Origin of the sequence: Chryseobacterium rhizoplanae, assembly GCF_900182655.1 — a bacterium.
GTDB classification, from domain to species: Bacteria; Bacteroidota; Bacteroidia; order Flavobacteriales; family Weeksellaceae; genus Chryseobacterium; species Chryseobacterium rhizoplanae.
The window spans coordinates 966,482-991,928 of sequence record NZ_FXTC01000001.1; the positions used below are offsets into that span (position 1 = coordinate 966,482).

A 25,447-nucleotide genomic window follows, 5' to 3' on the forward strand; every position below is an offset into this window, starting at 1 on the left:
CTCAACAGATCAGTTTTTATTTGCTCGGACCCAAAAAAGGCAAAATGAGTAAATTAAAAATTGCAATCCAAAAAAGCGGCCGGCTTTACGAAGAATCTCTTCAGCTTCTCAAAGACTGCGGAATCTTTGTCAACAACGGGAAAGACCAGCTCAAAGTTTCAGTAGATAACTTTCCGATGGAAATCATGTACCTTCGGAATTCAGACATCCCGCAATATCTTGAAGATGGAGTGGTAGATGTTGCTATTCTAGGCGAAAATCTCCTGATCGAAAAAGGTAAAAATATAAAAACAATCCAGAAGCTTGGATTTTCAAAATGCCGCGTTTCATTGGCTGTTCCCAAAGAAGTAGAAACCGATGAACTCTCTTATTTTCAGGGTAAAAAAATTGCCACTTCTTATCCAAATACTCTTAAAAACTTTTTAGAAAAAGAGGGGATCACTTCAGACATTCACGTCATTTCAGGTTCCGTAGAAATAGCACCGAATATTGGTCTTGCAGACGGGATATGTGATATTGTCAGCTCCGGAAGCACACTATTCAAAAACGGATTGCGTGAAACGGTTACTTTACTGAAATCAGAAGCTGTTTTGGCTAAAACACCTCAATTGTCAGTAGAAAAGGAAGCCATACTTGAAAAATTTGTATTCAGGATCAAAGCTGTTTTAAAAGCAAAAAACTCAAAATATATTCTGATGAATGTTCCCAATGAAAAGATTCAGAAAGTATCGGAAGTTCTTCCTGTATTAAAAAGCCCTACAGTTATTCCTCTTGCAGAAGAAGGTTGGAGCAGTATTCATTCTGTGATTGATGAAGAACGATTCTGGGAAGTGATTGATGAACTGAAAGATAACGGAGCACAGGATATCTTAATCATTCCAATTGATAAAATGGTTATTTAGAAAAATGTAATTAACCATTAAGATCATGAAGATATGAAGAATAGTTAAGGTTCATCAGAGATGAAAGAATAAGCCCCGCTTAATAAATAGCTTCAGCTATGATCTTAATGAAACTTAACAACTTAAAAGAATCTTAATGGTTCAAAAAAAGATTAAAAATAATACAATGAATATATACAGATTTCCCACAAAAGACAACTGGAAAGACCTGGTAAAGCGTCCTGTTCTGGAGCAACAGGAAATTTCAGGACTCATCACAGAAATTTTTACAGAAGTTGAAAAAAACGGAGATAAAGCTTTAATAGAGTTCAATAAAAAATTCGATAAAGCAAATACTCAACGTATTTCGGTTTCCAAAGAAGAAATTGAAGATGCACAAAAGCAGATAAAAGATGAACTGAAACAGGCGATTTTACAGGCAAAAGAGAATATTTCAATATTTCACGCTTCACAAAAACAGGAAATGCAAAAAATAGAAACTACTCAGGGAGTTGTTTGCTGGCGTGAAAACCGTGCCGTAGAGAAAGTTGGAATCTATATTCCGGGAGGAACAGCACCTTTGTTTTCTACTGTATTAATGCTTGCGGTTCCTGCCAATCTTGCCGGTTGTAAAGAAATTGTATTGTGTACACCTCCGGATAAAAGCGGAAATATCAATCCTGCGATTCTTTATGCAGCAAAGCTCTGCGGAGTTTCAGAAATCTTTAAAACAGGTGGTGCCCAGGCTATAGCGGCTATGACTTTAGGAACAGAAAGTATTCCTCAGGTTAATAAAATTTTCGGACCGGGAAATCAGTTTGTCGTAGCAGCCAAAGAATATGCACAGCGTTTTGGGGTTGCGATTGATATGCCTGCCGGCCCAAGTGAAGTTCTCGTCATAGCAGATGAAAAGGCTGTTCCTGAATTCTGTGCTGCAGATCTTCTTTCACAGGCAGAACATGGGAGTGACAGTCAGGTTGTTTTTATTACTACTGATCTTAAAGTTTTCAATGAAACAATCAATGCTGTTGATCAACAAATCAAAGAATTACCAAGAAATGAATTTGCCGCCCAAGCTCTGGAAAACAGTTCATTTATTTTGGTGAATTCTCTGGAAGAAGCTCTTGAATTCAGTAATCTTTACGCTCCTGAACACCTTATCCTGGCTATCAATGATTTTGAAAAATATATTCCGGAAATTCAGAATGCAGGTTCGGTTTTCCTCGGAAATTATTCCTGTGAAAGTGCCGGAGACTATGCAAGCGGGACGAACCACACGCTTCCTACCAATGCATATGCAAAAAACTACAGTGGAGTCTCATTGGATAGTTTTGTGAAGAAAATAACCTTCCAGCATCTTTCAAAACAAGGTCTCCGGAATTTAGGAAAAACAATAGAACTCATGGCAGAAGCAGAAGGCCTGTTTGCCCACAAAAATGCAGTATCCATAAGATTAAAATAATAATTGTTGGAAAACGCAAAGTTTATCCAAAAAATTGAACCATTAAGAAAATAAAGACTTTAAGTAAAGTTAAGATTCAAATACATTTGAATTCAACTCACTGCTTAATAAAGATCTGAAGATATCTTCTTCACTATTCTTAAATAACCCAATTCATCTTAATGGTTTAAAAATAGTTTTAAATAAACAATACAATGAAAAATAACAGTATCAAGACTCTGGTAAGAGAAAATATATTACAATTACAGCCCTACATCAGTTTCAGAGATCACAATGAATTTAATGCTCCTGTTATGCTGGATGCGAATGAAAGTCCTTTTGGAGAATGCAACCGTTATCCGGATTCCACTCAGAAAAAGCTTAAAAACAGGCTTGCCGGTCTTAAAAACCTTTCACTTTCACAGATCGCCATAGGAAACGGAAGTGATGAGCTGATAGACCTTATCATTAAAATTTTCTGTGAGCCTAAAAAAGATGCCATTCTGATGATGAATCCGTCTTTTGCGATGTATGGTTTTTATGCGGCAATCAATGAAAATAAAGTATTGAAACTGGATCTTGATGAAAACTTTGAAATTGTAAAAGAGAACTTTTTAAAAGTTGCGGATGATTCATCTCTTAAAATTTTCTTTTTATGCTCTCCTAATAATCCTACCGGAAACAGCGTTGATGATATTGAATTTTACCTTCAGAATTTCAACGGTATTGTAGTAGTAGATGAAGCTTACATAGAATTCTCAGGAAAAAAATCAAGTATTGAACTTTTGGATCAATATTCCAACTTAATTGTACTGCAAACATTTTCCAAAGCATGGGGAATTGCAGGGGCAAGGGTAGGAATGGCTTACGCCTCCGAGGAAATGATCAGCCTGATCAATACGGTAAAAGCACCTTATAACGTGAATGTATTGAGCCAGGAACTGATTTTAAAAACATTGGATGATGAAAACAGACTTCAGGAAAACGTAAACCGTATTTTGGAAGAGAGAACATGGCTGAAGCAGCAGTTTGAAGGAATTACATGCATTTCAAAAGTATTTTCCACAGATGCGAACTTCTTTCTGATCAGAATGGAAAACATAGACGATGTATATGAAAAAATGCTTGAAGAAGAGATTTTAACCAGCAGAAGAGATCCTGCAATCCCAGGATGTATCAGGATTAATGTGGGAAACCGCGAAGAAAATGAAAAATTAATTAACCTTTTAAAAGGAATATAGAATAGCTTGTTAAAATATAAACCATTAAGAGAAACGAAGATAATAAGAAAAGTTAAGATTCATCAGGATGAATAAAATGCAAAGCTAAATCAATAGCTTCAGCTATGTTCTTAATACTACTTAATCACTTAAAAAGCTTAATGGTTAAAAATAATTTATAAAAACATATGAAAAAAGTACTCTTTATAGACCGTGACGGAACATTGATTATTGAACCGCCTACAGATTTTCAGGTTGATTCTCTGGAAAAGCTTGAGTTTTATCCGGGAGTTTTCCAGAACCTGTCAAAAATTGCCAATGAACTGGATTATGAACTGGTAATGGTAACCAATCAGGATGGATTGGGAACGGAGAGCTTTCTCGAAGAAGATTTTATAAAACCACATGAAAAAATGCTGCAGGCATTTGAAAATGAAGGAATCGTTTTTAGTGATATCTTAATTGATAAAAGCTTTGAGTCCGAAAATCTTCCTACCAGAAAACCAGGAATCGGAATGCTGGGAAAATACATCTATGGCAACTATGACCTTGAAAATTCCTATGTAATCGGTGATCGAAGTACTGATGTTCAATTGGCTGTAAACTTGGGTTCTAAAGCTATTTATCTTAATAAAAACTTTAATGAAGAAGCAGAGCTGTCTACGACGAGATGGGCAGAGATTTATCAGTTCTTAAAATCAGGAATGAGGAAGGCTAAGGTATCCCGGAAAACCAATGAAACCGATATAGAAATTGAAGTTAATCTCGATGGAAACGGAAAATCTGATATTTCAACCGGGCTTCACTTTTTTGATCACATGCTTGACCAGATCGCAAGACACGGTAATATGGATCTTAAGATCAAAGTTAATGGAGATCTTGCGGTAGATGAGCACCACACCATAGAAGATACCGGAATTGTGCTGGGAGAGGCTATTATAAAAGCTTTAGGAAAGAAAAAAGGGATTGAGAGATACGGATTCCTGCTTCCGATGGATGACTGCCTTTCTCAGGTGGCTATTGATTTCGGGGGAAGACCATGGTTGGTTTGGGATGCTGAATTTAAAAGAGAGAAAATAGGGGATGTCCCAACAGAAATGTTCTTTCACTTCTTTAAATCTTTTACAGATTCCTCGAAATCCAATCTGAATATCAAAGCAGAAGGAGATAATGAACACCACAAAATTGAATCTATCTTTAAAGCCTTTGCGAAAGCTGTTAAAATGGCAGTAAACCAATCAGATACTAATTACAGTTTGCCTTCTACAAAAGGAAGTTTATAAATATGATTGCTATAATAAAATACAACGGAGGAAACGTCAATTCTGTTCAGAATGCACTTAACAGGCTGAATGTTGATTCTGTGATCACAGATGATCCTGAACAGATTTTAAAAGCAGATAAAGTGATCTTTCCCGGTGTTGGAGAAGCTTCATCAACGATGAAACTGTTAAAGGAAAAAGAACTTGATCTCTTGATTCCTGGCCTTACACAGCCCGTTTTAGGAATATGCTTAGGAATGCAGCTGATGTGCAAAGCTAATGAAGAAGGAAATACCGAGGGAATGGGGATTTTTGATATCAATGTCAGAAAATTTCCATCAAGGGATATTGTTCCGCATATGGGTTGGAATACGCTTTCAGGGAAGACTTCACCATTGTTTTCAGAGATGAATGAGGACAGTGATGTTTATTTCGTTCACAGCTATTATTGTGAATTGTCAGACTTTACAACGTCTGTTTGTGATTACATCCTGCCATTCAGTGCTTCTTTACAGAAAGATAATTTCTATGCAGTGCAGTTTCACCCTGAAAAATCAGGAATAGTGGGAAATCAGATTGTCAGAAACTTTATAAATTTATAATGATGAAAATAATTCCGGCTATTGATATTATCGACGGGAAATGTGTCCGTCTGTCAAAAGGAGATTACAGCACAAAAAAAATATACAACGAAGATCCTATAGAAGTAGCGAAAGAATTTGAAAGCGTTGGAATTCAATATCTTCATTTAGTGGATCTTGACGGGGCGAAATCAAAACATATTGTCAATCAAAAGGTTTTAGAAAATATCGCTGCTTCAACTTCACTGCATATTGATTTTGGAGGAGGGTTAAAAACTCAGGAAGATATTGAAACAGCTTTCAATTCAGGGGCAAAACAGATCACTTTAGGCAGTATTGCTGTTCAGGATCCTGAGTTCTGTTTCAAAATGCTGGAAAAATACGGTTCTGAGAAAATTATTCTGGGGGCAGACTGCGAAAACAGGAAAATTAAAACTTCCGGCTGGCTGGAAGAAAGTAATCATGACATTGTTGATTTTATTCTTCAGTATCAGGAAAAAGGAATGCAAACCGCAATATGTACCGATATTTCAAAGGATGGGATGCTGGAAGGCCCGTCCACAGGACTGTATATTGAGATTTTATACAAAACATCCGTTCAGCTCGTAGCAAGCGGAGGCATTTCAGGCATCGCTGATGTCTATAAAATGAAAGATATCGGCTGTGCCGGGACCATTATCGGAAAAGCAATTTATGAGGGCAAAATAAGCCTGCAACAACTTCAAAACTTTATTGAAAATGCTTAAGAAAAGAATTATTCCATGTCTGGATATAAAAGATGGATCTACAGTAAAGGGAGTCAATTTTGGAGACCTTAAAAATGCAGGCGATCCGGTTGAATTGGCCAAAAAGTATGAACAGGAAGGTGCTGACGAGCTTGTTTTTCTGGATATTACGGCAACTATTGAAGATAGGAAAACATTTGTAGAGCTGGTAAAAGATATTGCGAAAGAGCTTAGTATTCCTTTTACAGTAGGAGGTGGTATTTCATCTGTAGAAGATGTCAGAAAGCTTTTGGAAGCAGGTGCAGACAAGATCAGCATCAACTCTTCGGCAGTAAAAAATCCAGGCCTTATTTCTGCTTTGGCCAAAGAATTCGGAAGCCAATGTGTTGTGGTAGCTATTGATACAAAACAGGTTGGTGATCTTGATCTTGTTCATATCAAAGGAGGAAGAGAAGCCACTGAACTTACTACTATAGAATGGGCACAGGAAGCGGAACGTTTAGGAGCAGGAGAAATTCTGCTGACTTCTATGGATGGTGATGGCACTAAAAATGGGTTTGATCTCAGGATCACAAAACTGGTTTCTGAGGCGATCAGTATTCCGGTGATTGCTTCAGGAGGTGCTGGTGCTGTAAATGATTTTGTTAAAGTGTTTAATGAAACAAAAGCTACAGGAGCATTAGCAGCCAGTATTTTCCATTTTAATGAAATAGGAATTCAGGATTTAAAACAACAGTTAAAAACTCAAAAAATAGAAGTACGATGAAAATAGATTTTAATAAAGATAACGGCCTTGTTCCGGTGGTCATTCAGGACAGCAGAACATTGCAGGTGCTGATGCTGGGCTATATGAATGAAGAAGCTTTTGAAAAAACAAAAAAGGAAGGTATTGTTACTTTTTTCAGTCGTTCTAAAAACAGATTGTGGACAAAAGGGGAAGAGTCAGGTAATTTTTTGACGGTAAAAAGTATTGATATAGATTGCGATCAGGATGCCATATTAATTAAAGCTGTTCCTAAAAATGTAGTTTGCCACACAGGAAGTTTCAGCTGTTTCGGAGAAAAAAATGCAAAAGGGTTTCTGTATGAGCTGGAAGAGAAAATATCTCAGAGAATAGATACCAAAGCAGAAAACTCTTACACTTATTCACTCTATCAGAGAGGAATCAATAAAATGGCTCAAAAAGTAGGTGAGGAAGCCGTAGAGCTTGTTATTGAAGCAAAAGATAATAGCGAAGAGCTTTTTAAAAACGAAGCCGCAGATTTACTGTATCATTTCTTGATTTTATTAAAAGCGAAAGGGTTTTCAATGGAGGAGATAGAGGAGATTCTTCAAAACAGAAATAAATGAAACCTTGAAATATAAAAACAGCAGGTGATTCCTCCTGCTGTTTTTTATTTTGGATCTGAGATATGTTATCGTTCAATCATGATATTTTTAACAAGAGTCTGATCTCCTATTTTTAAAACTCCAATATACACTCCGTTTTGAAGGCTGGAAACATCAATCTTTCTTTCATTAGTTGTTTTTAGTATTGATCTTCCCATAGAATTACTGAGTTCAAAGCTGAATTTGCCTTCTTTAGCGTCCGGTAATTCAATATTGAGAATATTACTGGCCGGGTTAGGATAGATTTTTACAGCTTCCAATGAGTTTTTAGATGCTGGTTTGCTCAGTGTAGCGGAAGCTGCTGCAAAGTGCTGTAAAGCTCCCACAGTGGCCTTTCCAATATTATATACATAGACAGGGTCCATATTGGTAAAAGTATCTTTGGAGCTGTGAGGATAAGTGCTTCTGATTCTTTCAAAAAAACCCGTAATCACTTCACCTTTCTGTTCAAAAGGAATATAATCTGTGTCTTCAGCCGGATCTACGGCAGTCTGAAGAGGAGAGTAGAGTGCTGTACAGTTTCTCAGCTGTTGAGTTACTGCTGTAGAAGCTGCATTATTACTGGAAAGACCTCCCTGATCTTCATCACAATACACCGTATTATTGTTGTTTCCTTTTACTCCGCCTACCTGGTCAAGATTAAAGACCAGCTTTATATCTAATTTTCGGACACCTCCCTGATACACCACATTATTTACATAATGGCTGCTTCCTTTTAATCCCTGTTCTTCACCGGAAAAATGGATAAATTTGATGGAATATTCAGTCGGTACATTTTTCAGAATCCTTGCCGCTTCAAGAATAATAGAAGTTCCGCTTCCGTTATCATTCACTCCAGGGCCATAAATGGTGTCAAAATGCCCACAGATAATAACATATTTGTTGGGATAGAGTGTTCCTGTTTTAGTTATAATCAGGTTTTTAGAACTGGTGCTTCCGAAAGTAAACGGACTTTCTACGATCTGGCTGGCAGTATAGCCGTAGGAAAGGTACTTGTTTTTGATCCAGTTTAATGTATTGGTGTTGGCTGCCGAACCCGTAGTTTTCACTCCTAAATTACTGAATTCCTGAAGATTTGTAGTAATGTTGGCCTGGGTAACCATATCCGCTCTGTCTTTATAAGCCTGGATAAAACTTTGCGCCCCTATACTCTGCATCATCAGCGCAGTGCATAAAACTGTTGTAAATTTTTTCATATATGATATTATTTTGGTAACACGAATGTAGTAAATAAATCACAATGAAGTGTTTAATGTTTTAAAATAAAATGAAATTTTTGCTATGTTATCAATAGATTTCGCATTGAAAGACTTTGATGTGTTGCAGATGCTTAATATGTGCAGTTGCCTGAAAAGTAAAAACCTTTGAACGGCGCCAAAGGTTATATAATTTAATGATAGGTAATACGAACTATCTTTCAATCATCACTTTTCTTACGACAGTCTGATCTCCGGCTTTTAAGATCCCAAGATAAGCGCCATTTCCCAATCCTGAAGCATTGATTTTGGTTTCATTGGTTCTCTTGAAAATGGATCTTCCCTGGAAATCAGTCACTTCAAAAGTGAAATTCTTAATTCCTGAATCAGGAAGTTCAATATTGATGACATCCTTTACTGGATTTGGATAAATTTTTACAGTTTCCAATGTATTTTTTAATACAGCTTCATGCGTTCCCAATGTACCTGTAGCAACAGCGAAATGCTGAAGTGCCCCTACAGATGCCTTTCCTATATTATAAATGTAAACGGGATCAGTATTGGCAAAAGTATCATTTACCGTATGTGGATATGTACTTCTGATCCTTTCAAAAAATCCTGTGATCACTTCGCCTTTCTGCTCAAAAGGAATATAATCTGTATCTTCAGCCGGGTCTACAGCGGTCAGAAGAGGAGAATACAGTGCGGTACAGTTTCTTAATTCCTGAGTTACAACAGCAGAAGCAGCATTATTGGAGGTAAGCCCTCCGAGATCCTGGTCACAGTAAACAGTATTGTTGTTATTTCCCATTACGCCGCCCACCTGATCCAGGTTAAAGACTAATTTTATATCCAAAACACGGTTACTTCCCTGATAGGCTATCGTATTGGTATAATGAGTACTCCCCAGAAGTCCTTGTTCTTCCCCGGAAAAATGAATAAACTTTATAGAATATTCTGTCGGTACATCTTTCAGGATTCTGGCTGCCTCAAGAATAATAGAAGTTCCACTTCCGTTATCATTAACTCCCAGACCGGTAATACTGTCGAAATGCCCGCAGATAATAACATATTTATTAGGATACACTGTTCCTGTTTTCGTAATCACCAGGTTTTTAGAATTATAGCTTCCTGCAGTGAAAGGATCTTCTGCCATCTGGCTGGCTGTATATCCATAGGAAAGATATTTGGTTTTAAGCCACTCAAGAGCATTATTGTTTGCTGTTGTACCTGTTTTCTTGACTCCTAAATTAGCAAACTCCTGAAGGTAAGTTGTAATATTGGTCTGAGTTACCATATTTGCCCTGTCCTGATAAGCCTGAATGAAACTTTGAGCTCCAAGACTTTGCAAGGCAATGGAAGCCAGTAAAAAAGTAACGGTTTTCTTCATTTTTATGATTGTAATACATGAAATACAAATAAAAATCTTAATCTGTATTTCAAGCCTGATATTATTTATTAATGATTATTTTCTTTGTTGTATTTCCCTTATCGGTCTTGATGGTAAATGTATAAATTCCGTTTTTAAGACCTGACGTATTTATTTTTTCCTGATTTTCAAGATTTAAAATGATGTTTCCGGCCATATCATTTACCTCAATTTTGAATTGTTTTACCTTCTGCTGAAATTCTACGGTTACAAGATCTTTAGCGGGATTGGGATAAATGCTGATGGTTTCTCCTGATTTCTGTAGTTCATTTGTGCTTAATAGGTTGTTGGTGGTAGAGGCAACAGCAAAATGCTGCAACGCTCCTACAGCTGCTTTCCCGACATTGAAGACATATACTGGGTCAATATTGGCATACGTGTCACTTACCGTATGCTCATTATTACTTAGGATCGTTTCATAAAATCCGGTAATCGTATATCCTTTAGCTTCAAAAGGCATATAATCTGAGCTGTAAGCATAAGAAAGATTCGTCTGAAGAGGAGAGTAAAGGGTAGTACATGTCATCAGTTCCTGTGTCATGGTATTAGATGCTGCGTTATTGGAAGACATCCCTCCTGTATCTCTTTCGCAGGTGATGGTATTGTTATTATTTCCTATAAGTCCTCCAACCTGGTCAATATTTAAAACCAGCTTTATATCCAGAACTTTTGTGCCTCCCTGGTATGCTACATTGTTTACATAATGATTACTTCCCACCAAACCTTGTTCTTCTCCGGAAAAATGGATAAATTTGATAGAATACTCTGTTGGAATATCTTTCAGAATTCTTGCCGCTTCAAGGATAATAGAAGTTCCGCTGCCATTGTCACTTACCCCAGGTCCTACGATGGTGTCGTAATGTCCGCAGATAATGACATATTGGTTAGGATATAAAGTACCGGTTTTGGTAATGATCAGGTTTTTTGACGGGTTACCTCCGTAAGTGAAAGCATCTTCAGAAAAATCACTGGCTGTATATCCATAAGACAGGTATTTGTTTTTGAGCCAGTCCAGTGCATTATTGTTAGCTGTTGTACCTGTTTTTTTTATTCCAAAGCCTGCAAATTCCTGAAGGTTGGTGTTGATATTGGCTTGTGTAACCATATCAGCCCGGTTTTTATAAGCCTGAATAAAACTTTGTGCACCTATATTTTGCAGTGCAATGGAAGTCAGCAAAAAAACTGCAGCTTTTTTCATTTTTGATATTTTATTTAGAGATTGTAAATATAACAATAAATCATTATTTATTATTAATAATTAGTTCTGTTTTGAAGAGATTGCTTGTTTTTTTAATAATAATATAACTTTTTATGCAGTTTATTGTTACGCTAGGCTGGTATTCATTTAACGAACTGGTTTTGATGTATATTTTTCTGTTATTTAAACTATTTTACGTCGAAAATTCAACATTGTGATTTGTGATTTGATGAATTTTATTAATGATATTTCAAATGTCTCTGAAATCTGAAGATGCTGAATCTGAAATTCACCTTGAAAACACACGAAACTGAAAGTATAAAACAAAAAAATCCCGGGAAAACCGGGACTTATATTGATAACAAAATCTATTCTACATTATTTTACTTGATCTACAACAGCTTTGAAAGCTTCAGGGTGATTCATTGCTAAATCTGCTAAAACTTTTCTGTTAAGTTCGATGTTGTTCTTTTTAAGAGCTCCCATAAATTGAGAGTAAGACATTCCGTGCTCTCTGGTTCCCGCGTTGATACGAGTGATCCAAAGTGCTCTGAAGTTTCTCTTTTTCTCTTTTCTACCACGGTAAGCATATTGCATTGCTTTTTCTACCGCGTTTTTAGCTACAGTCCAAACGTTCTTTCTTCTACCGAAAAAACCTTTAGCTTGCTTAAAAATTTTCTTTCTGCGAGCTCTTGAAGCTACGGCATTTACTGATCTTGGCATAATTTAAATTGTTTTTTTGAAAAGGGCGGCAACGGATGTTACTCTTATTTGCACCGTTTCAGGGTTAAAATGTTGAATTTGTTTTGAATTCTTATAAACCGAATATAGATTTATAAAAACTACTTAATTGCTAATTGACGTTGTACACTTTTCTCGTCCACTTTAGCTACGTAAGAAGTAGTAGTAAGATTTCTCTTCTGCTTAGTTTCTTTCTTAGTTAAGATGTGGCTTTTGTAAGCGTTTTTTCTTTTGATCTTACCAGAACCGGTAAGAGCAAAACGTTTCTTAGCACCTGATTTCGTTTTTAATTTTGGCATTGTTCTGCTTTTTTATTGTTTTTGTTATCAATATCTGTTTTGGTTACTCCTAAAGACATTAGGAATAATAGTGTGCAAAATTACGAAAAAAAAGTGAGATGTGAAAGTAATTTTTAATCTAAACGAATAGGGCTATATTTTTCTATAACCTCTTTCTATCAGTTATTCTTACTATGCTATGACTTGAAAAAGGACAAAAGATTTCTGTTGATGGCTTCAACTTTGTTAAAATATAGCTGATAATCGGGATTGCCGTGTTCTTCAATTCTCTCTAATATTGCTGAATACGATGAATAAGATTTCATTATAAACTATTTATATTATGCTGTCATCTGCAGATTTACACCTGGAAAGAGCGTTGTTTCTTGCTGTTTTGATTCTGTTTTTCGGAACAGGGTTTTTATGTACGCTCATCATTTTTATTATCAATTCTATACTTAAGAAAAATAAAACAGGACTATATTATATCTTCGGATTTCTCATTTCCGGGCTTATCGGAGTCGTCTTAACCGCGTTTTATTGTTATATGATATTATTTGAACAGGCTGAAGTCTATAGGCCTTAAAAAATATGATGGATAGATCTAAAAGTAGTAAACAAAAAACCACTGTTATCAGGGATATTTTCATGCAACCCCTTTTATTACCTTTAATCCGGAAAAATATTAAACTAATCCGCTGAAGAACCTTGTGATTTAAAGCCATTTCACATTTACTTATATAAATATTTTTATAACTTTTATAGCTTTCTTTTTCACGCCCAATTAAAAAATAAATTCTTATTTCGAGCAACCACTAAAACGAATGGGTAAAAACACTAGCCAAATAAAATTGAGTGAAGAAGGAGCTGTAAAAGTAATAGGGCCGAGTATCATGCTGGTCATATTCACCAGCTGCAAGAATACTTAATAATAAATTACAGATGAAAGCTTCACAAAATACTAATATTTAATTTCAATACAATCACTGTAACCGGAAAACGTTTTACTGCTTTCCGACGGATAAAATTTAACGAATGGCACACCGGATCTATTTATACAATTACGATCAAAAATCGAATCAGACATTCGATACCTATCTGGGCGAGTGGAACTATGAAATTCCATTATTGCTGTATCCTCTGTTGGCAGAAGGCATCAAAGTGGAAGGTGTTGAGTTTTTTTCAGATAAAAACCAGGGAATTGTTCAGTTGCGTTACTTTTTCAATCTGCTGGCAGATACCTATCAGCTGCATTACAAGAAAGCGTACTACGAACCTGTTAATAAAATGTTTGAGTTCCTGGAAGCTTTACCTTATGACACTTTTGTATTGAATGCAACGGATGTTTTCAACATGAACGAAGAAAAACATAAGGTACAGGCAAGGGAATGGCTGTTGGAAATTCAGCAGAAAAGCAAATTGTATAAAAAGGCTGTGGCAACCCGGAATCTTTCATTGCTGGATTCCTTGTTCTCGCACACCGGATACTCTTCATTTCTCGAAATTTTAGAAACCGACTGGATTGATTACGGATTAGGATATTTTGAGGAACGTGCGTATAAAAAAGCTGCTTCTACAATATTTGAAGAAGATGGAAAATTCGGTTTGAAGGATGCAAAAGGGACTATTTTAGCTCCGGCCATTTATGATGATATTTTTGAAGAAGATGATCTTTACAGTATATCGGTAATTCAGAAGGAAGCTTTGTTTGGCTATCTTCAAAGCGACGGAAAAGAATGGATTCCCCCGGTGTATGAAGATGCTTTTGATGTGTTCGATTTTGCGCAGGAGCCTTTAGGAGAAGTAAAAGTGAATGGAAAATCAGGGATTTTAAAAATCTATTCAAACACCTGGATGGTCCCTGCTGAATATGATGCCATTGAAAGAGTAGCCTATGGATTCTTAGGGGTAGAAAAAGACGGAAAGTTTGGAGTTTATAGTGATGAGAACGGACTTATTATCCCTGTAGAAAGCGAAAGCTCTTATGAGTACGATTATTTCCCTGAATTATTTTTCACCAAACAAAAAGGCACCAGCAAGCGTAAATATTATACGAAAGAAGGAAACTATCTGGGTGATTTTTTAGAAGGAAGTATCGTAAAAACAAGTACCTGCTTCTGGGTTAAACCAAATAAATTTGATAAAAAAGGGAGATTGATTGATGAAAAAGGAAATCTTATCATAGACGAAGCAGACCAACTGATTCTAATTGACCATTTTGAAACCCTGGCTGTTCGTAAAGATAAAAACTGGCAGATGTATCACACTTTAAAACATCAGTTTCTTTTAGAAAATGAATCTATTATTAAGGTAAAGGCACAATCAAATGCCGGATACAAAAGCAATGTCTTTATCCTGAAAACCCAAACAGGATCAGGACTTTTTGATGCAGACAGTGAAAGTTGGTTAATTGCTCCTCAATCAGAAATTCAACAGATTCACTATCTGGAAAATGGATTTTTATCTATCCAAAAAAATGAAGGCTATCAGTTGTTCGATTTTGAGAATGGTCTGTCAATCCAATTGTATGATTATATTTCCAATCCTTTGAATTATAGAACGGAAGAAGGTTTGTTATTTCTGTATCAGGATGAAAATATGCTTAGAATGAATGAAGATAAAAGCATTCATCGGGTAGAGACTTCTGAATATGGAACTATTTATCTGGATCGGTATTCATTCCGGGGAAAAGATTTGGAATATTTTACTTCCTTTTACAACCGTTGGAAGAGCCAGGCAGGTAAAAACGCCGAACAATTCATGGAGGTTGGAACCGTTAAAAAAATGGCTTTTGACGCAAAAGAAAATCAAAATTACCACGAGGCGCTTCGTTTATTTGAACTATCTGCTCAAAAAGATGACATGGATAGCCTGGTAGAAATAGGGCTCTTACTTACCGATCCTGAAATAGAATCACTGTTTGATCCACAAAAAGGAATTAGATATTATGAAAAAGCAGCACAACAAAACCATCCTGTAGCCTGGAACAATATCGGTGCTTTGTATCACAACGGAATAGGGTATTCTTTTAACATCAAAAAAGCCATTCAGGCATACGGAAAAAGTGCTGAACTTGGTGATGAAATGGCACTTGTCAACCTGGGGGATTTGTATTATTTTGGAGAACATGTGCTGCAGGATTATAATAAAGCTTTGGTTTTTTATCAGCAAGCCGAGAAAAAATATTCCTACAATTACGATAAAATCTCAGAAATCTATTACCAGTTAAGAGATTATAAAAACCTTTTGGTGTACTTAAAGAAAGACTACGATCAGTCATATTCAGGTATTTATTACGGTATTATCTACGAACTCGGCATGGGAGTAAAAACAGATGTGAAGAAAGCCATTAAGTATTTTGAACAGGCCAATGCTTACAGTGCTTACGAATATGCTACTCAACGTTTACTACATTACTATGGTGAAGATCCGGCCTTTAAAAACGAAAAGAAATTTCAGAAATGGAGATCTTTCGCTGAAAAGCATGGTTTCGAAATAGATTAGCAGGGATTTACTTATATTTACGTTCCTTAATGGAATGCAATTTAATAAAGATAAGGGTTTGATGCACAGGTTATTATTTATATTTACTTTACTTATTTGTCCGTTTTTTGTTCAGGCGCAGGATGTCTTAAGCAAATTAGAAAGAGAATACAGCCATGCATCAAACAATACTACAGAACAGCTCAATCTGGCTCCTAAATATGCGACTGCCTTATTTTTTCATGACCTTAAACCTAAATCTTATCAGATTTTAGAAACCAATATTTCCATTGCTGCAAAACAGACAGATGGAAAGTATGCCACAATTTTATATGCGGTGCAAGCCATGAACTATCGGCTGGATAACAAAACAGCAGAGTCTTCAAAAAGTCTTGACATGGCAAAGGCATATAGCTTAAAAACGAATAGTAATGAAGCAAAAGGTTATGTACAATATGCCAAAGGGTGGATTCTGACCCGTAATAATAAAACAACTGATGCTGTTGCCGCTTATCTGAAAGCTATCGAATATTATGAAAACTCACCAACCACTTCCACACTCTATGGAAGATTGGGGAATGCAGCCAAGGAATTATCTGCCATTTATTCTGACCTGAATGAATATCAGCTGGAAGAAAAATACTCCAAACAATTTCTATTGTTAGCTTCCAAACAAAATGATCCCAATCTTATCTTTGATGCTTACATGCGGATGGGGTACGTATATGAACAGAAATATACACAGGATCCATCCAATACAATGTTTCGAAATAAAACAGAACAGTATTATTTACAGGCTATTGCTACTTTCAATAAAAATAAAGAGGCTATGCTTAGCAGAAATAGCCTTTCATATGCTGCCATCAATTTAGCGAATTTATATACTGGTTTTGACAGTAATAAGGCAATGCAATATGCCCAGCTCGCTAATAAAGTGAGCCTTGAAATTGGTGATGCCATTCATATTGCTTCCTCATTTGGGATTTTGGCAGAATTGGCATTACAGGATAAAAATTATGATTTAGCTAAGTCTTATTTTCTGAAAGCTTCTATGGAAATTGGGAAAAGCCCGGTAAGAAATCATATGATAGAATTGTCTATCCTTGAATCTCTATCCAGAATTAGTGAAGAGCAGGGCAATTATAAAGAAGCACTTACTTATTATAAAAGCTATGTAGATCAATACAAAAGTATTTACGATCAGGAAAAACTGGATATTACCAAAAGATTAGAATCACAGTTTGATAAAGAACGGCAGGAACAGAAATACATCAAATTACAGCTGGAAAGCGACAAAAAAGCACAGGAAATCAAGTTGATTAATATTTTGCGTGCACAGCGTGAGCAGGTTTACAACAACTTAAAACTGGTAGAAGAAAACCAGCGTGAGCGACTGAAGTTTTCAGAACTTGAATCAGAGAAAAAAGAACAGCAGCTCCGTTTGGCAAAACTGGAAACCCGGCAGAAAAATAATGATATCAACAACTTTAAAAAGCTGTTGGCATTTAAGGAAAAGATCAATACCTACTACATCTTTTTTATTATCTTTTTCATTGTTCTCATCCTCTTATTGCTTTATGCCTATAAACAACGTGCGAAGTCTATTAAACGAAGAGACGAGCTGCATGCTTTAGCGATGGAACAAGAAAAACAAAACTCGAAAATATCTACACTTACCGCATTGCTTGAAGGGCAGGAGCAGGAACGTGGCCGTCTTGCCCGCGATCTTCATGACGGATTGGGAGGATTGCTTTCAGGAACGAAACATCAATTATCTTACCTAAACCCTCATCAGTCCGGGAACATAGAAGAAGGAATTTCAAAATCAATTGAACAGATTGATGGAGCGGTAGAAGAGTTAAGAAGGGTAGCACATAATTTAATGCCTGATTTATTAATGAAATATGGATTGGAAATAGCCATTCAGGAATTTGCTTCCCGAATATCCAATAACGCATTAGAGATCCATACAGAATTTATCAATTACAGCAATTCCATATCACAGGAAAAGCAGCTGATGATCTACAGAATCATTCAGGAATTGGTTAATAATGCGATAAAACATGCCGAGACTTCAGAGATTATTGTTCAGGTAAGCGAAGAAGAAAATCTGTTAAACCTTACGGTAGAAGATAATGGTAAAGGTTTCGATCATACAAACCTGAACATTAGAAAAACCGCAGGTTTTCACAATATAGAATTAAGAGTCCAATTTTTAAAAGGAACAATGAATATCACCTCCGAATTGAATATTGGTACCAGTATAGAACTTCAAATTCCTATTCATTAAACATGATAAAAGTAGCCATAACAGATGATCATCCACTTCTCTTGGAAGGACTGAAAAATATTTTAGGAAACAACGATACGATAGATGTTGTAGACTGTTTCAAAAATGTTTCAGAAATGAATGCAGGCCTGGCAAAACAAGCGGTTGATATATTACTGCTGGACATCAATCTGGCAGATATCAACAGCATCGAGCTGATAAAACCTTTAAAGAAAAAGTACAGTAATCTTCAGATTATCATTCTCAGTGTTCACAATGAGCTGCCTGTCATTAACAGTACTCTGGCAGAAGGTGCTTTGGGATATATTCAAAAAAATGCTTCAGTTTCCGAAATTCTTGAAGGCATCACAGCCGTAAATGCGGGCAACCGGTTTTTATGCTCACAAACCCGGTCTGTTCTGGAAAAAAAATCCACGGATGGATTAAACCATGTTCCGAAACTGACCCGAAGAGAAAAAGAAATTTTAGCTGAAGCCGCCAAAGGACTTACCACCAATCAAATGGCAGAAAAGCTCTTTATCAGCCCACACACAGTAGAAAGTCACAGGAAAAATCTTATTGAAAAATTTCAAACCTCTAATCTTAGTTCTGCCATTAAGCTGGCTATAGAGTACGGTTTGGTAATCGAATAACATATACATCCAACAAAAAGGCCTGCTTACATCGTAAAAGCAGACCTTTTTTTATATAATCAAATAATCGGGTGTGTTCTCTTAATCTTTGAATTTCAACGCTGCCTGAAACAGGTTTTTCTTTCCTATTAAATCATATTCATCATTATATTCAGGCTGATACATCAGCATAAAAACGCTGCCGTCAAAATCTTTCAGGTTGATGGGCTGATCTACCATGATATCATAAAACCTTGTAATAGTACGGGTAGCTGTCCATTGTTTGGCGTTGCCTTTAGGGTTTTTGTCAAATCTATGATCCTTTGCATCTGTATAGTACCAATATGAAGGCGCAGAATCCATCAGAAACATCTCTTTATCCTTATTATATAGCTCTTCAGCCATACCTGTATTCTGAAACCATGGCACTTCCGTATTCAAAATGCCCAAAGCTCCTGCATAGATGTCTTTATTCGTAGTGGCTCCTAGTAAAAATCCTTCCAGGTTGGTAGACGTAATCTCAAATTGGAAAGTAGATTTCTTCAGTTCATACACATCATTCACAGGCTTAATCACTTTTCCGTCCTGCTTAATAACTACTTTCAGCGATTGTGCGAAAGTCATAAAACCTAGTAAACAAAAAAGGACGGTCAAACTTAATTTTTTCATTGTATCTCTTTAAATATTGCAGCAAAGATATTGGACTTTATCCCCATAAACTCTGGCTGATTTCAGGGGTTTTTTAATTTCTCCTAAAACAAATCAGCCTTCAACTGGATTTTTATATAAGCCGTTTTCTGCTTTTTACCATTAGCAGAAGCAGAATTCAGCGGATAGACTTCTGCATAGAAAGTATCATGATCTGTCCAGAATGCCTTTTTATCATCTGCTATTTTGAAGTTGGTGAAATTTACATACAAAAGATTGTCCTGTTTTTTGGTTTGTGAAAAATAGTTGGAAATCACAAAATTACTCCCCACATCATTGTTGGATGAGACAAAGGTAACCCAGCCTTTAGAAGGAAGGATTTGCGGATAACCTTCAGTACTCAGCTCAAACATAACTGCATTTTTTAAACTGAAAAAGGAATAATAGGAATCTACAACTTCATCAGAGTTTTCTTTGAATACTTCCAGGTTTAAGTAAGGTGACCTTCCTATATATTCATTGGCAAGCGGCCCGGTCTCTGTAGAAACACTTTCATGTTGTGTAATCACGTCTTCTCTGCCATTTTCTTTGTATACCCAGTTATCTGCCTGCAGTTGTATATTCGGGTTTTTTACCAGTGTTTCACCGATTTGTTTTTTAGAATTTGCTCTAAATTCCTGTTCTGAAATCTCAGTAATAGTTCCGAATTTTTTAAAAGATTTATTTTTAAAATCACTCGCTTCCTTCAATGTGCTGCTTCTGATCTCATAAAGATCCACACCTTTTAACGTAAGCTCATATGCCGGAGTGAATTCTGACTTCAGGACAAACGCTTCAATACTGTTTGAAATATTGTTATTAATGCTGTAATGGATAGAATAGAAGTCCTCAAACTCTTCAAAGCCGTAATAGTTATCGAGCTTATTATACGCTATTTTCAAATGAGCGGCATCTTTATTCGGTGTTACAAAAAAATGTATGGAATCCAGCTTGGTAAATAATTGGAATGGTACTTCCTGAACGTTATCCACACCTTTTATTTTTTTGAAATCAGATAATGTTATTGTTTTTTGCTTAACTTCAGTTTCTGGTTTGTTTCTCTCTGATGTTTTATTCTTTTCATTACATCCTGCAAGAACTACCATTGACGATATAAAGATTTGATTAATTAATTTCATTTATTATATTTTTGGGTAAATGTATCGGTATTCGGACCAGCAGCCAACAAAACCCCTGAATATGGGCAATAAATGGCTGAAAACAGGGATAGATGAAGTGGCAGAATTTGGACAATTTTACAAAATGATAACCTCAATATTGTAATTTACTTTATAAACATGAAAAACTTAATAATCAGCCTTTCAGTGGTGGCTGCTTTACTGGCATCCTGTTCACCCGCTACAGACAAAAAAGTGGAAAAAAATACTTCTCCGGAAGCCCAAAAAGAAGTTGTTACATCTAAATCAGAACCAGTGAAGATTGATCCGGCAACATTAGAAATACCCGGTGATTTTTCAATATTGGTTCCTATTGATTTGTTGAATAATAAAAGTACCAGTATATATGATAAATATGGTATAGAGTTCTCTGGGAACTGTTATTCATGCGATTTGACAAGCCTGTCTATAACAAAGAAGCAAATCAGATGGACGAATGTCTGTGATGAAAAAGATACTTTTGAAATTGATGAGTTCTCATATTCTAACGAAGGAAACAAAACTATCTTTAAAACAGCGGAAAGAACTTATATTTTAACCCAAATAGATAAAGCACCTGTTTATGAACTCGTGATAGAAGGCAAAAAACTGGAGCTAAAAAACAAAAGAATATCCAGATATTTTACCACCAAAAAAGCTTTACCTCTTTTCACAGAGCATGATTGCGGAGATTTTGAGGGATAGAAGATAGAGTAGTACGGAACAATCTCTTCTTAAAATTAAGCATAAAAAAACCTCAAATTACTTTGAGGTTTTTTTATATTAAAATAATGACTTAATTATTTTGCTGGTTTTTTAGGACTCATCATCATAATCATCCTTTTTCCTTCAAGTTTAGGAAGCTGGTCTACTTTCCCTACGTGCTCTAGTTCCTGAGCAAGTTTTAAAAGCAAAATTTCTCCCTGGTCCTTAAAGATAATCGAACGTCCTTTAAAAAATACGTAGGTCTTTAATTTAGAACCTTCTTCAAGGAATTTTTCAGCATGCTTCTTTTTGAATTCGTAATCATGGTCGTCAGTCTGAGGTCCGAAACGGATCTCTTTTACTACCACTTTTACTTGCTTAGCCTTAAGTTCCTTTTGTTTTTTCTTTTGCTCGTATAAGAATTTCTTGTATTCTAATACTCTTGCAATAAAAGGTTCTGCTTTATCAGAAATTACTACTAAATCCAATTCCTGATCTGCAGCAATCTGTCTTGCTTTGTCAATTGGATAAATTCCTGGCTCTACGTTATCGCCCACCAAACGAAGCTCTCTCACACGAATTTTATCGTTGATCAAGTGTAAGTCCTCCTGTACAGGACGTCTTTGTGGGCCCCTGTTGTTAAATCTTTGTGCTATTGTATTATAATTTTATTGGTTAATTACTTAATTTAATTCATTCAAATATTTAAAAATTGAAAAATTCTGTCGTTGCATTAACTTTTGAATCCTTCAATCTTTAATTTTAAATTTATATGGCTGCTTCTTTTTTAAAGTAAGCAACGAAATCTTCCATTTTCATGACTCCAAGATCTCCTTCTCCACGTCTTCTTACAGAAATCGTGCCTTCATTTTCTTCATTCTCTCCTACAACAAGCATGAAAGGAATCTTATTCAATTCAGCATCACGGATTTTTTTACCCGTCTTCTCGTTTCTGTCGTCAATCTGACCGCTAATATCGTGATTTTCCAAAAATTGTGAAACTTTTTTTGAATAATCTACATATTTTTCACTGATCGGTAGAATAATAAACTGATCCGGGCTTAGCCATAATGGGAAATCACCTGCTGTGTTTTCCAGCAAAATAGCAATAAAACGTTCCATAGAACCAAATGGTGCTCTGTGGATCATTACCGGTCTGTGTTTTTCATTATCATTTCCGATATAGTGAAGATCAAATCTTTCAGGAAGGTTATAATCTACCTGGATTGTTCCCAGCTGCCATTTTCTTCCTAAAGCGTCTTTCACCATGAAGTCAAGCTTAGGACCGTAGAATGCCGCTTCGCCGTATTCCACCACTGTTTTTAATCCTTTCTTCTGAGCTGCATTGATGATGGCGCTTTCTGCTTTCTCCCAGTTTTCATCAGAACCGATATACTTTTGTTTGTTTTCAGGATCTCTCAAAGAAACCTGAGTTACAAAATCTTCAAACCCTAAAGATTTGAATACATAAAGTGTAAGGTCAATTACCTTTTCAAATTCTTCAGAAAGCTGATCCGGAGTACAAAAAAGGTGAGCATCATCCTGAGTAAATCCACGAACTCTTGTCAATCCGTGAAGCTCTCCACTTTGCTCATATCTGTATACCGTACCGAATTCTGCATATCTTTTTGGTAAATCCCTGTAGCTCCATTGTGAAGTCTTATAAATTTCACAGTGGTGAGGACAGTTCATTGGCTTCAGCAAAAATTCTTCCCCTTCATTCGGAGTTTTAATCGGCTGGAAGCTGTCTTCCCCATATTTATCCCAGTGTCCTGAAGTTACATATAATTCCTTTGCTCCGATATGTGGAGACATTACAAATTCGTAACCTCCTTTTTTCTGAGCATCAGAAAGGAAATTTTCAAGCTTTCTTCTTAAAGCAGTTCCTTTTGGTAACCAAAGCGGCAACCCGGCACCTACTTTTTCAGAGAATGCAAAAATTCCAAGTTCTTTACCTAATTTTCTGTGGTCTCTTCTTTTAGCTTCTTCCAATCTTTCAAGATATTCAGTAAGATCTTTCTGTTTAGGGAAAGAAATACCATATACTCTTGTCAATTGAGGGTTCTTTTCATTACCTCTCCAATAAGCTCCGGCTGCATTTAAAATCTTAACCGCTTTTACGATTCCTGTATTCGGAATGTGACCACCACGACATAAATCTGTGAAGTTATCGTGTGTTACAAAAGTGATTTCTCCATCATTAAGATTAGAGATCAATTCCACTTTATACGGGTTGTCTGCGTAGGTTTTTAAAGCATCTTCTTTAGAAACCGGATAAAGAGAGAAGGTAGAACCTTTCTTCGCATTTTCCAGAATCTTTTTCTCAATCTTTTCAAAATCTTTTTCAGATAAGCTTTCATCCCCGAAATCTACATCATAGTAGAATCCGCTTTCAATGGCAGGACCAATGGTCAACTTAGCATTAGGATAAAACTCAAGGATAGCCTGCGCCAAAAGGTGGGCAGAAGAGTGCCAGAAAGCCTTCTTTCCAAGATCATCATTCCAGGTCAAAAGCTGTACCGTAGAATCCGTGGTTATAGGTGTGGTCGTTTCTACTTGTTTGTCATTAACAATTGCGGAAATGGTGTTTCTAGCCAATCCCTCGCTTATAGATTTTGCCACATCTAGAGGAGTCACTGCTCCCTCGAATTCTTTGACACTATTGTCTGGAAGTGTAATTTTTATCATTGTTTACTAAGAAATTTTAAGATGCAAAAATACGCATTTTTTAGATAAAATACTATATCCATATGTATTTAGAATGAGAATTAATATCGAAAATAGAAAGATTTTTAACGTTTGGGAGTTGTATACTTTATATTGCAGTGTTCTCAGAAAATTATTCTGTTACTTTTATCACCTTAATGGAGCTGGAATTCATCACTTTTCCGGCCTCTTTTTTAAGTAGATTACAGAAAAAGCAATAGATATTTTAAATCTCATAAAAAGATTAAAAAATACAAGTTTTAAAAATTAAAATTAATATCTTAATCCCATGAATACAGGATATTGATACCATAAAGTTTGAATGTTGAAAATATGAAATCCCTGAAATACAATATCCATATTCAATCAGAATCCAATAAAATATTAAATTTCAAAAATTACAATCCCTATGAGCAGGATAAACATTGATTTACATTGTGATCTTCTATATTATCTTCTAAGATCAGATTCAACGCTTGATGATAAAGAACTAGGTTGTTCGCTGCCTTATTTACAGGATGGAAATGTAAAACTTCAGGTGATGGCGATGTATGCGGGAACAGGAGCTAACAGCACAGCTCGCGGACTGGAACAAAGCAAATTGTTTTCAAAAATGATCAAAAACGAGAATTTTTTCCTTTTTAATCATGATAATTTCAACGCTCCGGAAAATAAAAACCGGGTAGGAGTTATTGCTTCTATTGAAAATGCATCTGCTTTCTGCGATGAAAACCAAAGTCTGGAATCCGGATTCAAAAATCTGGAAACCATTATTGAAAACACTGAAAAAGTCTTTTATATTGGGATTACCCATCACCTGGAAAACCGTTTTGGAGGCGGAAATAATGCTACAGCGGGATTAAAAGATGATGGAAAAGTGCTGATCGACTATATTTCTGACCGGAAAATTGCCATTGATTTAGCCCACACAAGTGATCAGCTTGCTTATGATATTTTCACTTATATCGATCAAAGAAATTATTCAATTCCTATTCTGGCAAGCCATTCCAATTACAGAACTGTTTACAAAAATAATAGAAACCTTCCTGATGAACTGGCGAAAGAAGTGATTCGCAGAAAAGGATTGATTGGCCTGAATTTTATCAAAGATTATGTTGATATTGAACATCCCGAAAGACTCTATGAGCATATTCAATACGGACTTGATCTTGGTGGAGAAGACAGCATAGCCTATGGTGCAGATTATTTCTACTGGAAAGATCATCCGGACAAATCCCGTCATCCTTTTTTCTTTCCTGAACATTCCAATGCAGCAGTATATCCGGCAGTCAATAAAGAAATTGAGGAACGGTTTTCATTTGAGTTAGTAGAAAAAATTAGTCACAAAAATGCATTGAATTTTATAGAAAATATGTATAAATAGAATCATTCTTGTCTGATTAAATCAAAGCATAATTAACAGGTCGCTCCTCTGGAGCTTTACTTTTACAGGGACTTAATTTCTTT

Annotated in this window: 22 protein-coding genes; 13 read left to right on the top strand and 9 right to left on the bottom strand. The window is 35.9% G+C overall.

Annotated features, from left to right (window positions below; all coding sequences use genetic code 11):
• The first annotated feature begins 44 nt into the window (after positions 1-44).
• The 8 genes from hisG to hisIE all read left to right on the top strand — a co-directional run bounded on the left by hisG (position 45) and on the right by hisIE (position 7,460).
• Complete coding sequence (hisG, locus tag FN817_RS04210; RefSeq protein ID WP_142716849.1) at positions 45-902, top strand: ATP phosphoribosyltransferase; 858 nt, start codon at positions 45-47, stop codon at positions 900-902.
• Between the two features lie 166 nt (positions 903-1,068).
• Positions 1,069-2,343, top strand: a complete 1,275-nt coding sequence (hisD, locus tag FN817_RS04215) for a histidinol dehydrogenase (protein ID WP_142716850.1) — start codon at positions 1,069-1,071, stop codon at positions 2,341-2,343.
• Positions 2,344-2,537: 194 nt separating this feature from the next.
• Positions 2,538-3,563 carry a histidinol-phosphate transaminase gene (hisC, locus tag FN817_RS04220; protein ID WP_142716851.1) on the top strand — a complete coding sequence of 342 codons (1,026 nt, stop codon included), beginning with the start codon at positions 2,538-2,540 and terminating at the stop codon, positions 3,561-3,563.
• A gap of 167 nt (positions 3,564-3,730) precedes the next feature.
• The gene (gene hisB, locus FN817_RS04225; RefSeq protein WP_142716852.1) at positions 3,731-4,825 is read left to right on the top strand and encodes a bifunctional histidinol-phosphatase/imidazoleglycerol-phosphate dehydratase HisB; all 1,095 of its coding nucleotides are present in this window, start codon (positions 3,731-3,733) and stop codon (positions 4,823-4,825) included.
• Between the two features lie 2 nt (positions 4,826-4,827).
• A complete protein-coding gene (gene hisH / locus FN817_RS04230) occupies positions 4,828-5,406 on the top strand; it encodes an imidazole glycerol phosphate synthase subunit HisH (RefSeq protein WP_142716853.1) in 579 nt (192 codons plus the stop codon).
• Between the two features lie 2 nt (positions 5,407-5,408).
• Positions 5,409-6,131: a 1-(5-phosphoribosyl)-5-[(5-phosphoribosylamino)methylideneamino]imidazole-4-carboxamide isomerase gene (hisA, locus tag FN817_RS04235; RefSeq protein WP_142717056.1), complete on the top strand. Its 723-nt coding sequence runs from the start codon at positions 5,409-5,411 to the stop codon at positions 6,129-6,131.
• Positions 6,124-6,876, top strand: a complete 753-nt coding sequence (hisF, locus tag FN817_RS04240; protein WP_142716854.1) for an imidazole glycerol phosphate synthase subunit HisF — start codon at positions 6,124-6,126, stop codon at positions 6,874-6,876. The genes hisA and hisF overlap by 8 nt, the downstream gene beginning before the upstream one ends.
• Positions 6,873-7,460: a bifunctional phosphoribosyl-AMP cyclohydrolase/phosphoribosyl-ATP diphosphatase HisIE gene (gene hisIE / locus FN817_RS04245; RefSeq protein ID WP_142716855.1), complete on the top strand. Its 588-nt coding sequence runs from the start codon at positions 6,873-6,875 to the stop codon at positions 7,458-7,460. Before hisF ends, hisIE begins: the two co-directional genes overlap by 4 nt.
• A 65-nt stretch (positions 7,461-7,525) precedes the next feature.
• Here hisIE and FN817_RS04250 read toward each other — a convergent pair whose 3' ends face one another.
• The 5 genes from FN817_RS04250 to rpmI form a co-directional block, all read right to left on the bottom strand.
• Positions 7,526-8,695 (bottom strand): M28 family peptidase, encoded by a 1,170-nt coding sequence (locus FN817_RS04250; protein ID WP_142716856.1) that lies wholly within the window; start codon positions 8,693-8,695, stop codon positions 7,526-7,528.
• 214 nt (positions 8,696-8,909) lie between these two features.
• Positions 8,910-10,085, bottom strand: coding sequence for a M28 family peptidase (locus FN817_RS04255; RefSeq protein WP_142716857.1), 1,176 nt, complete (start codon positions 10,083-10,085; stop codon positions 8,910-8,912).
• Between the two features lie 61 nt (positions 10,086-10,146).
• On the bottom strand, positions 10,147-11,322 hold the full coding sequence (locus tag FN817_RS04260; protein WP_142716858.1) for a M28 family peptidase: 1,176 nt from the start codon (positions 11,320-11,322) through the stop codon (positions 10,147-10,149).
• Between the two features lie 378 nt (positions 11,323-11,700).
• Positions 11,701-12,045 (bottom strand): 50S ribosomal protein L20, encoded by a 345-nt coding sequence (gene rplT / locus FN817_RS04265; protein WP_034694451.1) that lies wholly within the window; start codon positions 12,043-12,045, stop codon positions 11,701-11,703.
• A 119-nt stretch (positions 12,046-12,164) separates the two neighbouring features.
• Positions 12,165-12,362: a 50S ribosomal protein L35 gene (gene rpmI, locus FN817_RS04270; RefSeq protein WP_002979658.1), complete on the bottom strand. Its 198-nt coding sequence runs from the start codon at positions 12,360-12,362 to the stop codon at positions 12,165-12,167.
• Positions 12,363-13,376: 1,014 nt separating this feature from the next.
• Here rpmI and FN817_RS04280 point away from each other — a divergent pair.
• From FN817_RS04280 to FN817_RS04290, 3 genes are all read left to right on the top strand, one after another.
• A complete protein-coding gene (locus tag FN817_RS04280; RefSeq protein WP_142716860.1) occupies positions 13,377-15,845 on the top strand; it encodes a tetratricopeptide repeat protein in 2,469 nt (822 codons plus the stop codon).
• 61 nt (positions 15,846-15,906) lie between these two features.
• Positions 15,907-18,114: a tetratricopeptide repeat-containing sensor histidine kinase gene (locus tag FN817_RS04285; protein WP_142716861.1), complete on the top strand. Its 2,208-nt coding sequence runs from the start codon at positions 15,907-15,909 to the stop codon at positions 18,112-18,114.
• Between the two features lie 2 nt (positions 18,115-18,116).
• Positions 18,117-18,746, top strand: a complete 630-nt coding sequence (locus FN817_RS04290) for a response regulator transcription factor (RefSeq protein ID WP_142716862.1) — start codon at positions 18,117-18,119, stop codon at positions 18,744-18,746.
• A gap of 81 nt (positions 18,747-18,827) precedes the next feature.
• Here FN817_RS04290 and FN817_RS04295 read toward each other — a convergent pair whose 3' ends face one another.
• Together FN817_RS04295 and FN817_RS04300 are read right to left on the bottom strand one after the other, a co-directional pair.
• Positions 18,828-19,394 (bottom strand): hypothetical protein, encoded by a 567-nt coding sequence (locus tag FN817_RS04295; RefSeq protein WP_142716863.1) that lies wholly within the window; start codon positions 19,392-19,394, stop codon positions 18,828-18,830.
• A gap of 83 nt (positions 19,395-19,477) precedes the next feature.
• Positions 19,478-20,551, bottom strand: coding sequence for a resolvase (locus FN817_RS04300; protein ID WP_142716864.1), 1,074 nt, complete (start codon positions 20,549-20,551; stop codon positions 19,478-19,480).
• 159 nt (positions 20,552-20,710) lie between these two features.
• Between FN817_RS04300 and FN817_RS04305 the strand changes: the two genes are divergently transcribed.
• The gene (locus tag FN817_RS04305) at positions 20,711-21,274 is read left to right on the top strand and encodes a hypothetical protein (protein WP_142716865.1); all 564 of its coding nucleotides are present in this window, start codon (positions 20,711-20,713) and stop codon (positions 21,272-21,274) included.
• 95 nt (positions 21,275-21,369) lie between these two features.
• Here the strand turns inward: FN817_RS04305 and infC are convergent, their stop codons facing one another.
• Both infC and thrS read right to left on the bottom strand, forming a co-directional pair.
• On the bottom strand, positions 21,370-21,870 hold the full coding sequence (infC, locus tag FN817_RS04310; RefSeq protein WP_185114236.1) for a translation initiation factor IF-3: 501 nt from the start codon (positions 21,868-21,870) through the stop codon (positions 21,370-21,372).
• A 172-nt stretch (positions 21,871-22,042) separates the two neighbouring features.
• Entirely contained in the window at positions 22,043-23,962 is a 1,920-nt protein-coding gene (thrS, locus tag FN817_RS04315; RefSeq protein ID WP_079241603.1) for a threonine--tRNA ligase, read from the bottom strand.
• A gap of 427 nt (positions 23,963-24,389) precedes the next feature.
• Here thrS and FN817_RS04320 point away from each other — a divergent pair, with 427 nt between their 5' ends.
• The gene (locus FN817_RS04320) at positions 24,390-25,364 is read left to right on the top strand and encodes a dipeptidase (RefSeq protein WP_142716866.1); all 975 of its coding nucleotides are present in this window, start codon (positions 24,390-24,392) and stop codon (positions 25,362-25,364) included.
• Positions 25,365-25,447: the final 83 nt, after the last annotated feature.

Excerpts from the sequence above, each read along its gene's own strand:
- FN817_RS04280 (WP_142716860.1), top strand. The coding sequence starts at position 13,377 with ATGGCACACCGGATCTATTTATACAATTACGATCAAAAATCGAATCAG.
- FN817_RS04300 (WP_142716864.1), bottom strand. The coding sequence starts at position 20,551 with ATGAAATTAATTAATCAAATCTTTATATCGTCAATGGTAGTTCTTGCA.
- hisB (WP_142716852.1), top strand. The coding sequence starts at position 3,731 with ATGAAAAAAGTACTCTTTATAGACCGTGACGGAACATTGATTATTGAA.
- thrS (WP_079241603.1), bottom strand. The coding sequence starts at position 23,962 with ATGATAAAAATTACACTTCCAGACAATAGTGTCAAAGAATTCGAGGGA.
- FN817_RS04260 (WP_142716858.1), bottom strand. The coding sequence starts at position 11,322 with ATGAAAAAAGCTGCAGTTTTTTTGCTGACTTCCATTGCACTGCAAAAT.
- hisD (WP_142716850.1), top strand. The coding sequence starts at position 1,069 with ATGAATATATACAGATTTCCCACAAAAGACAACTGGAAAGACCTGGTA.
- rplT (WP_034694451.1), bottom strand. The coding sequence starts at position 12,045 with ATGCCAAGATCAGTAAATGCCGTAGCTTCAAGAGCTCGCAGAAAGAAA.
- hisA (WP_142717056.1), top strand. The coding sequence starts at position 5,409 with ATGAAAATAATTCCGGCTATTGATATTATCGACGGGAAATGTGTCCGT.
- FN817_RS04290 (WP_142716862.1), top strand. The coding sequence starts at position 18,117 with ATGATAAAAGTAGCCATAACAGATGATCATCCACTTCTCTTGGAAGGA.
- FN817_RS04285 (WP_142716861.1), top strand. The coding sequence starts at position 15,907 with ATGCACAGGTTATTATTTATATTTACTTTACTTATTTGTCCGTTTTTT.
- hisG (WP_142716849.1), top strand. The coding sequence starts at position 45 with ATGAGTAAATTAAAAATTGCAATCCAAAAAAGCGGCCGGCTTTACGAA.
- hisH (WP_142716853.1), top strand. The coding sequence starts at position 4,828 with ATGATTGCTATAATAAAATACAACGGAGGAAACGTCAATTCTGTTCAG.
- FN817_RS04305 (WP_142716865.1), top strand. The coding sequence starts at position 20,711 with ATGAAAAACTTAATAATCAGCCTTTCAGTGGTGGCTGCTTTACTGGCA.
- rpmI (WP_002979658.1), bottom strand. The coding sequence starts at position 12,362 with ATGCCAAAATTAAAAACGAAATCAGGTGCTAAGAAACGTTTTGCTCTT.
- hisIE (WP_142716855.1), top strand. The coding sequence starts at position 6,873 with ATGAAAATAGATTTTAATAAAGATAACGGCCTTGTTCCGGTGGTCATT.
- hisF (WP_142716854.1), top strand. The coding sequence starts at position 6,124 with ATGCTTAAGAAAAGAATTATTCCATGTCTGGATATAAAAGATGGATCT.
- FN817_RS04250 (WP_142716856.1), bottom strand. The coding sequence starts at position 8,695 with ATGAAAAAATTTACAACAGTTTTATGCACTGCGCTGATGATGCAGAGT.
- FN817_RS04295 (WP_142716863.1), bottom strand. The coding sequence starts at position 19,394 with ATGAAAAAATTAAGTTTGACCGTCCTTTTTTGTTTACTAGGTTTTATG.
- FN817_RS04320 (WP_142716866.1), top strand. The coding sequence starts at position 24,390 with ATGAGCAGGATAAACATTGATTTACATTGTGATCTTCTATATTATCTT.
- hisC (WP_142716851.1), top strand. The coding sequence starts at position 2,538 with ATGAAAAATAACAGTATCAAGACTCTGGTAAGAGAAAATATATTACAA.
- FN817_RS04255 (WP_142716857.1), bottom strand. The coding sequence starts at position 10,085 with ATGAAGAAAACCGTTACTTTTTTACTGGCTTCCATTGCCTTGCAAAGT.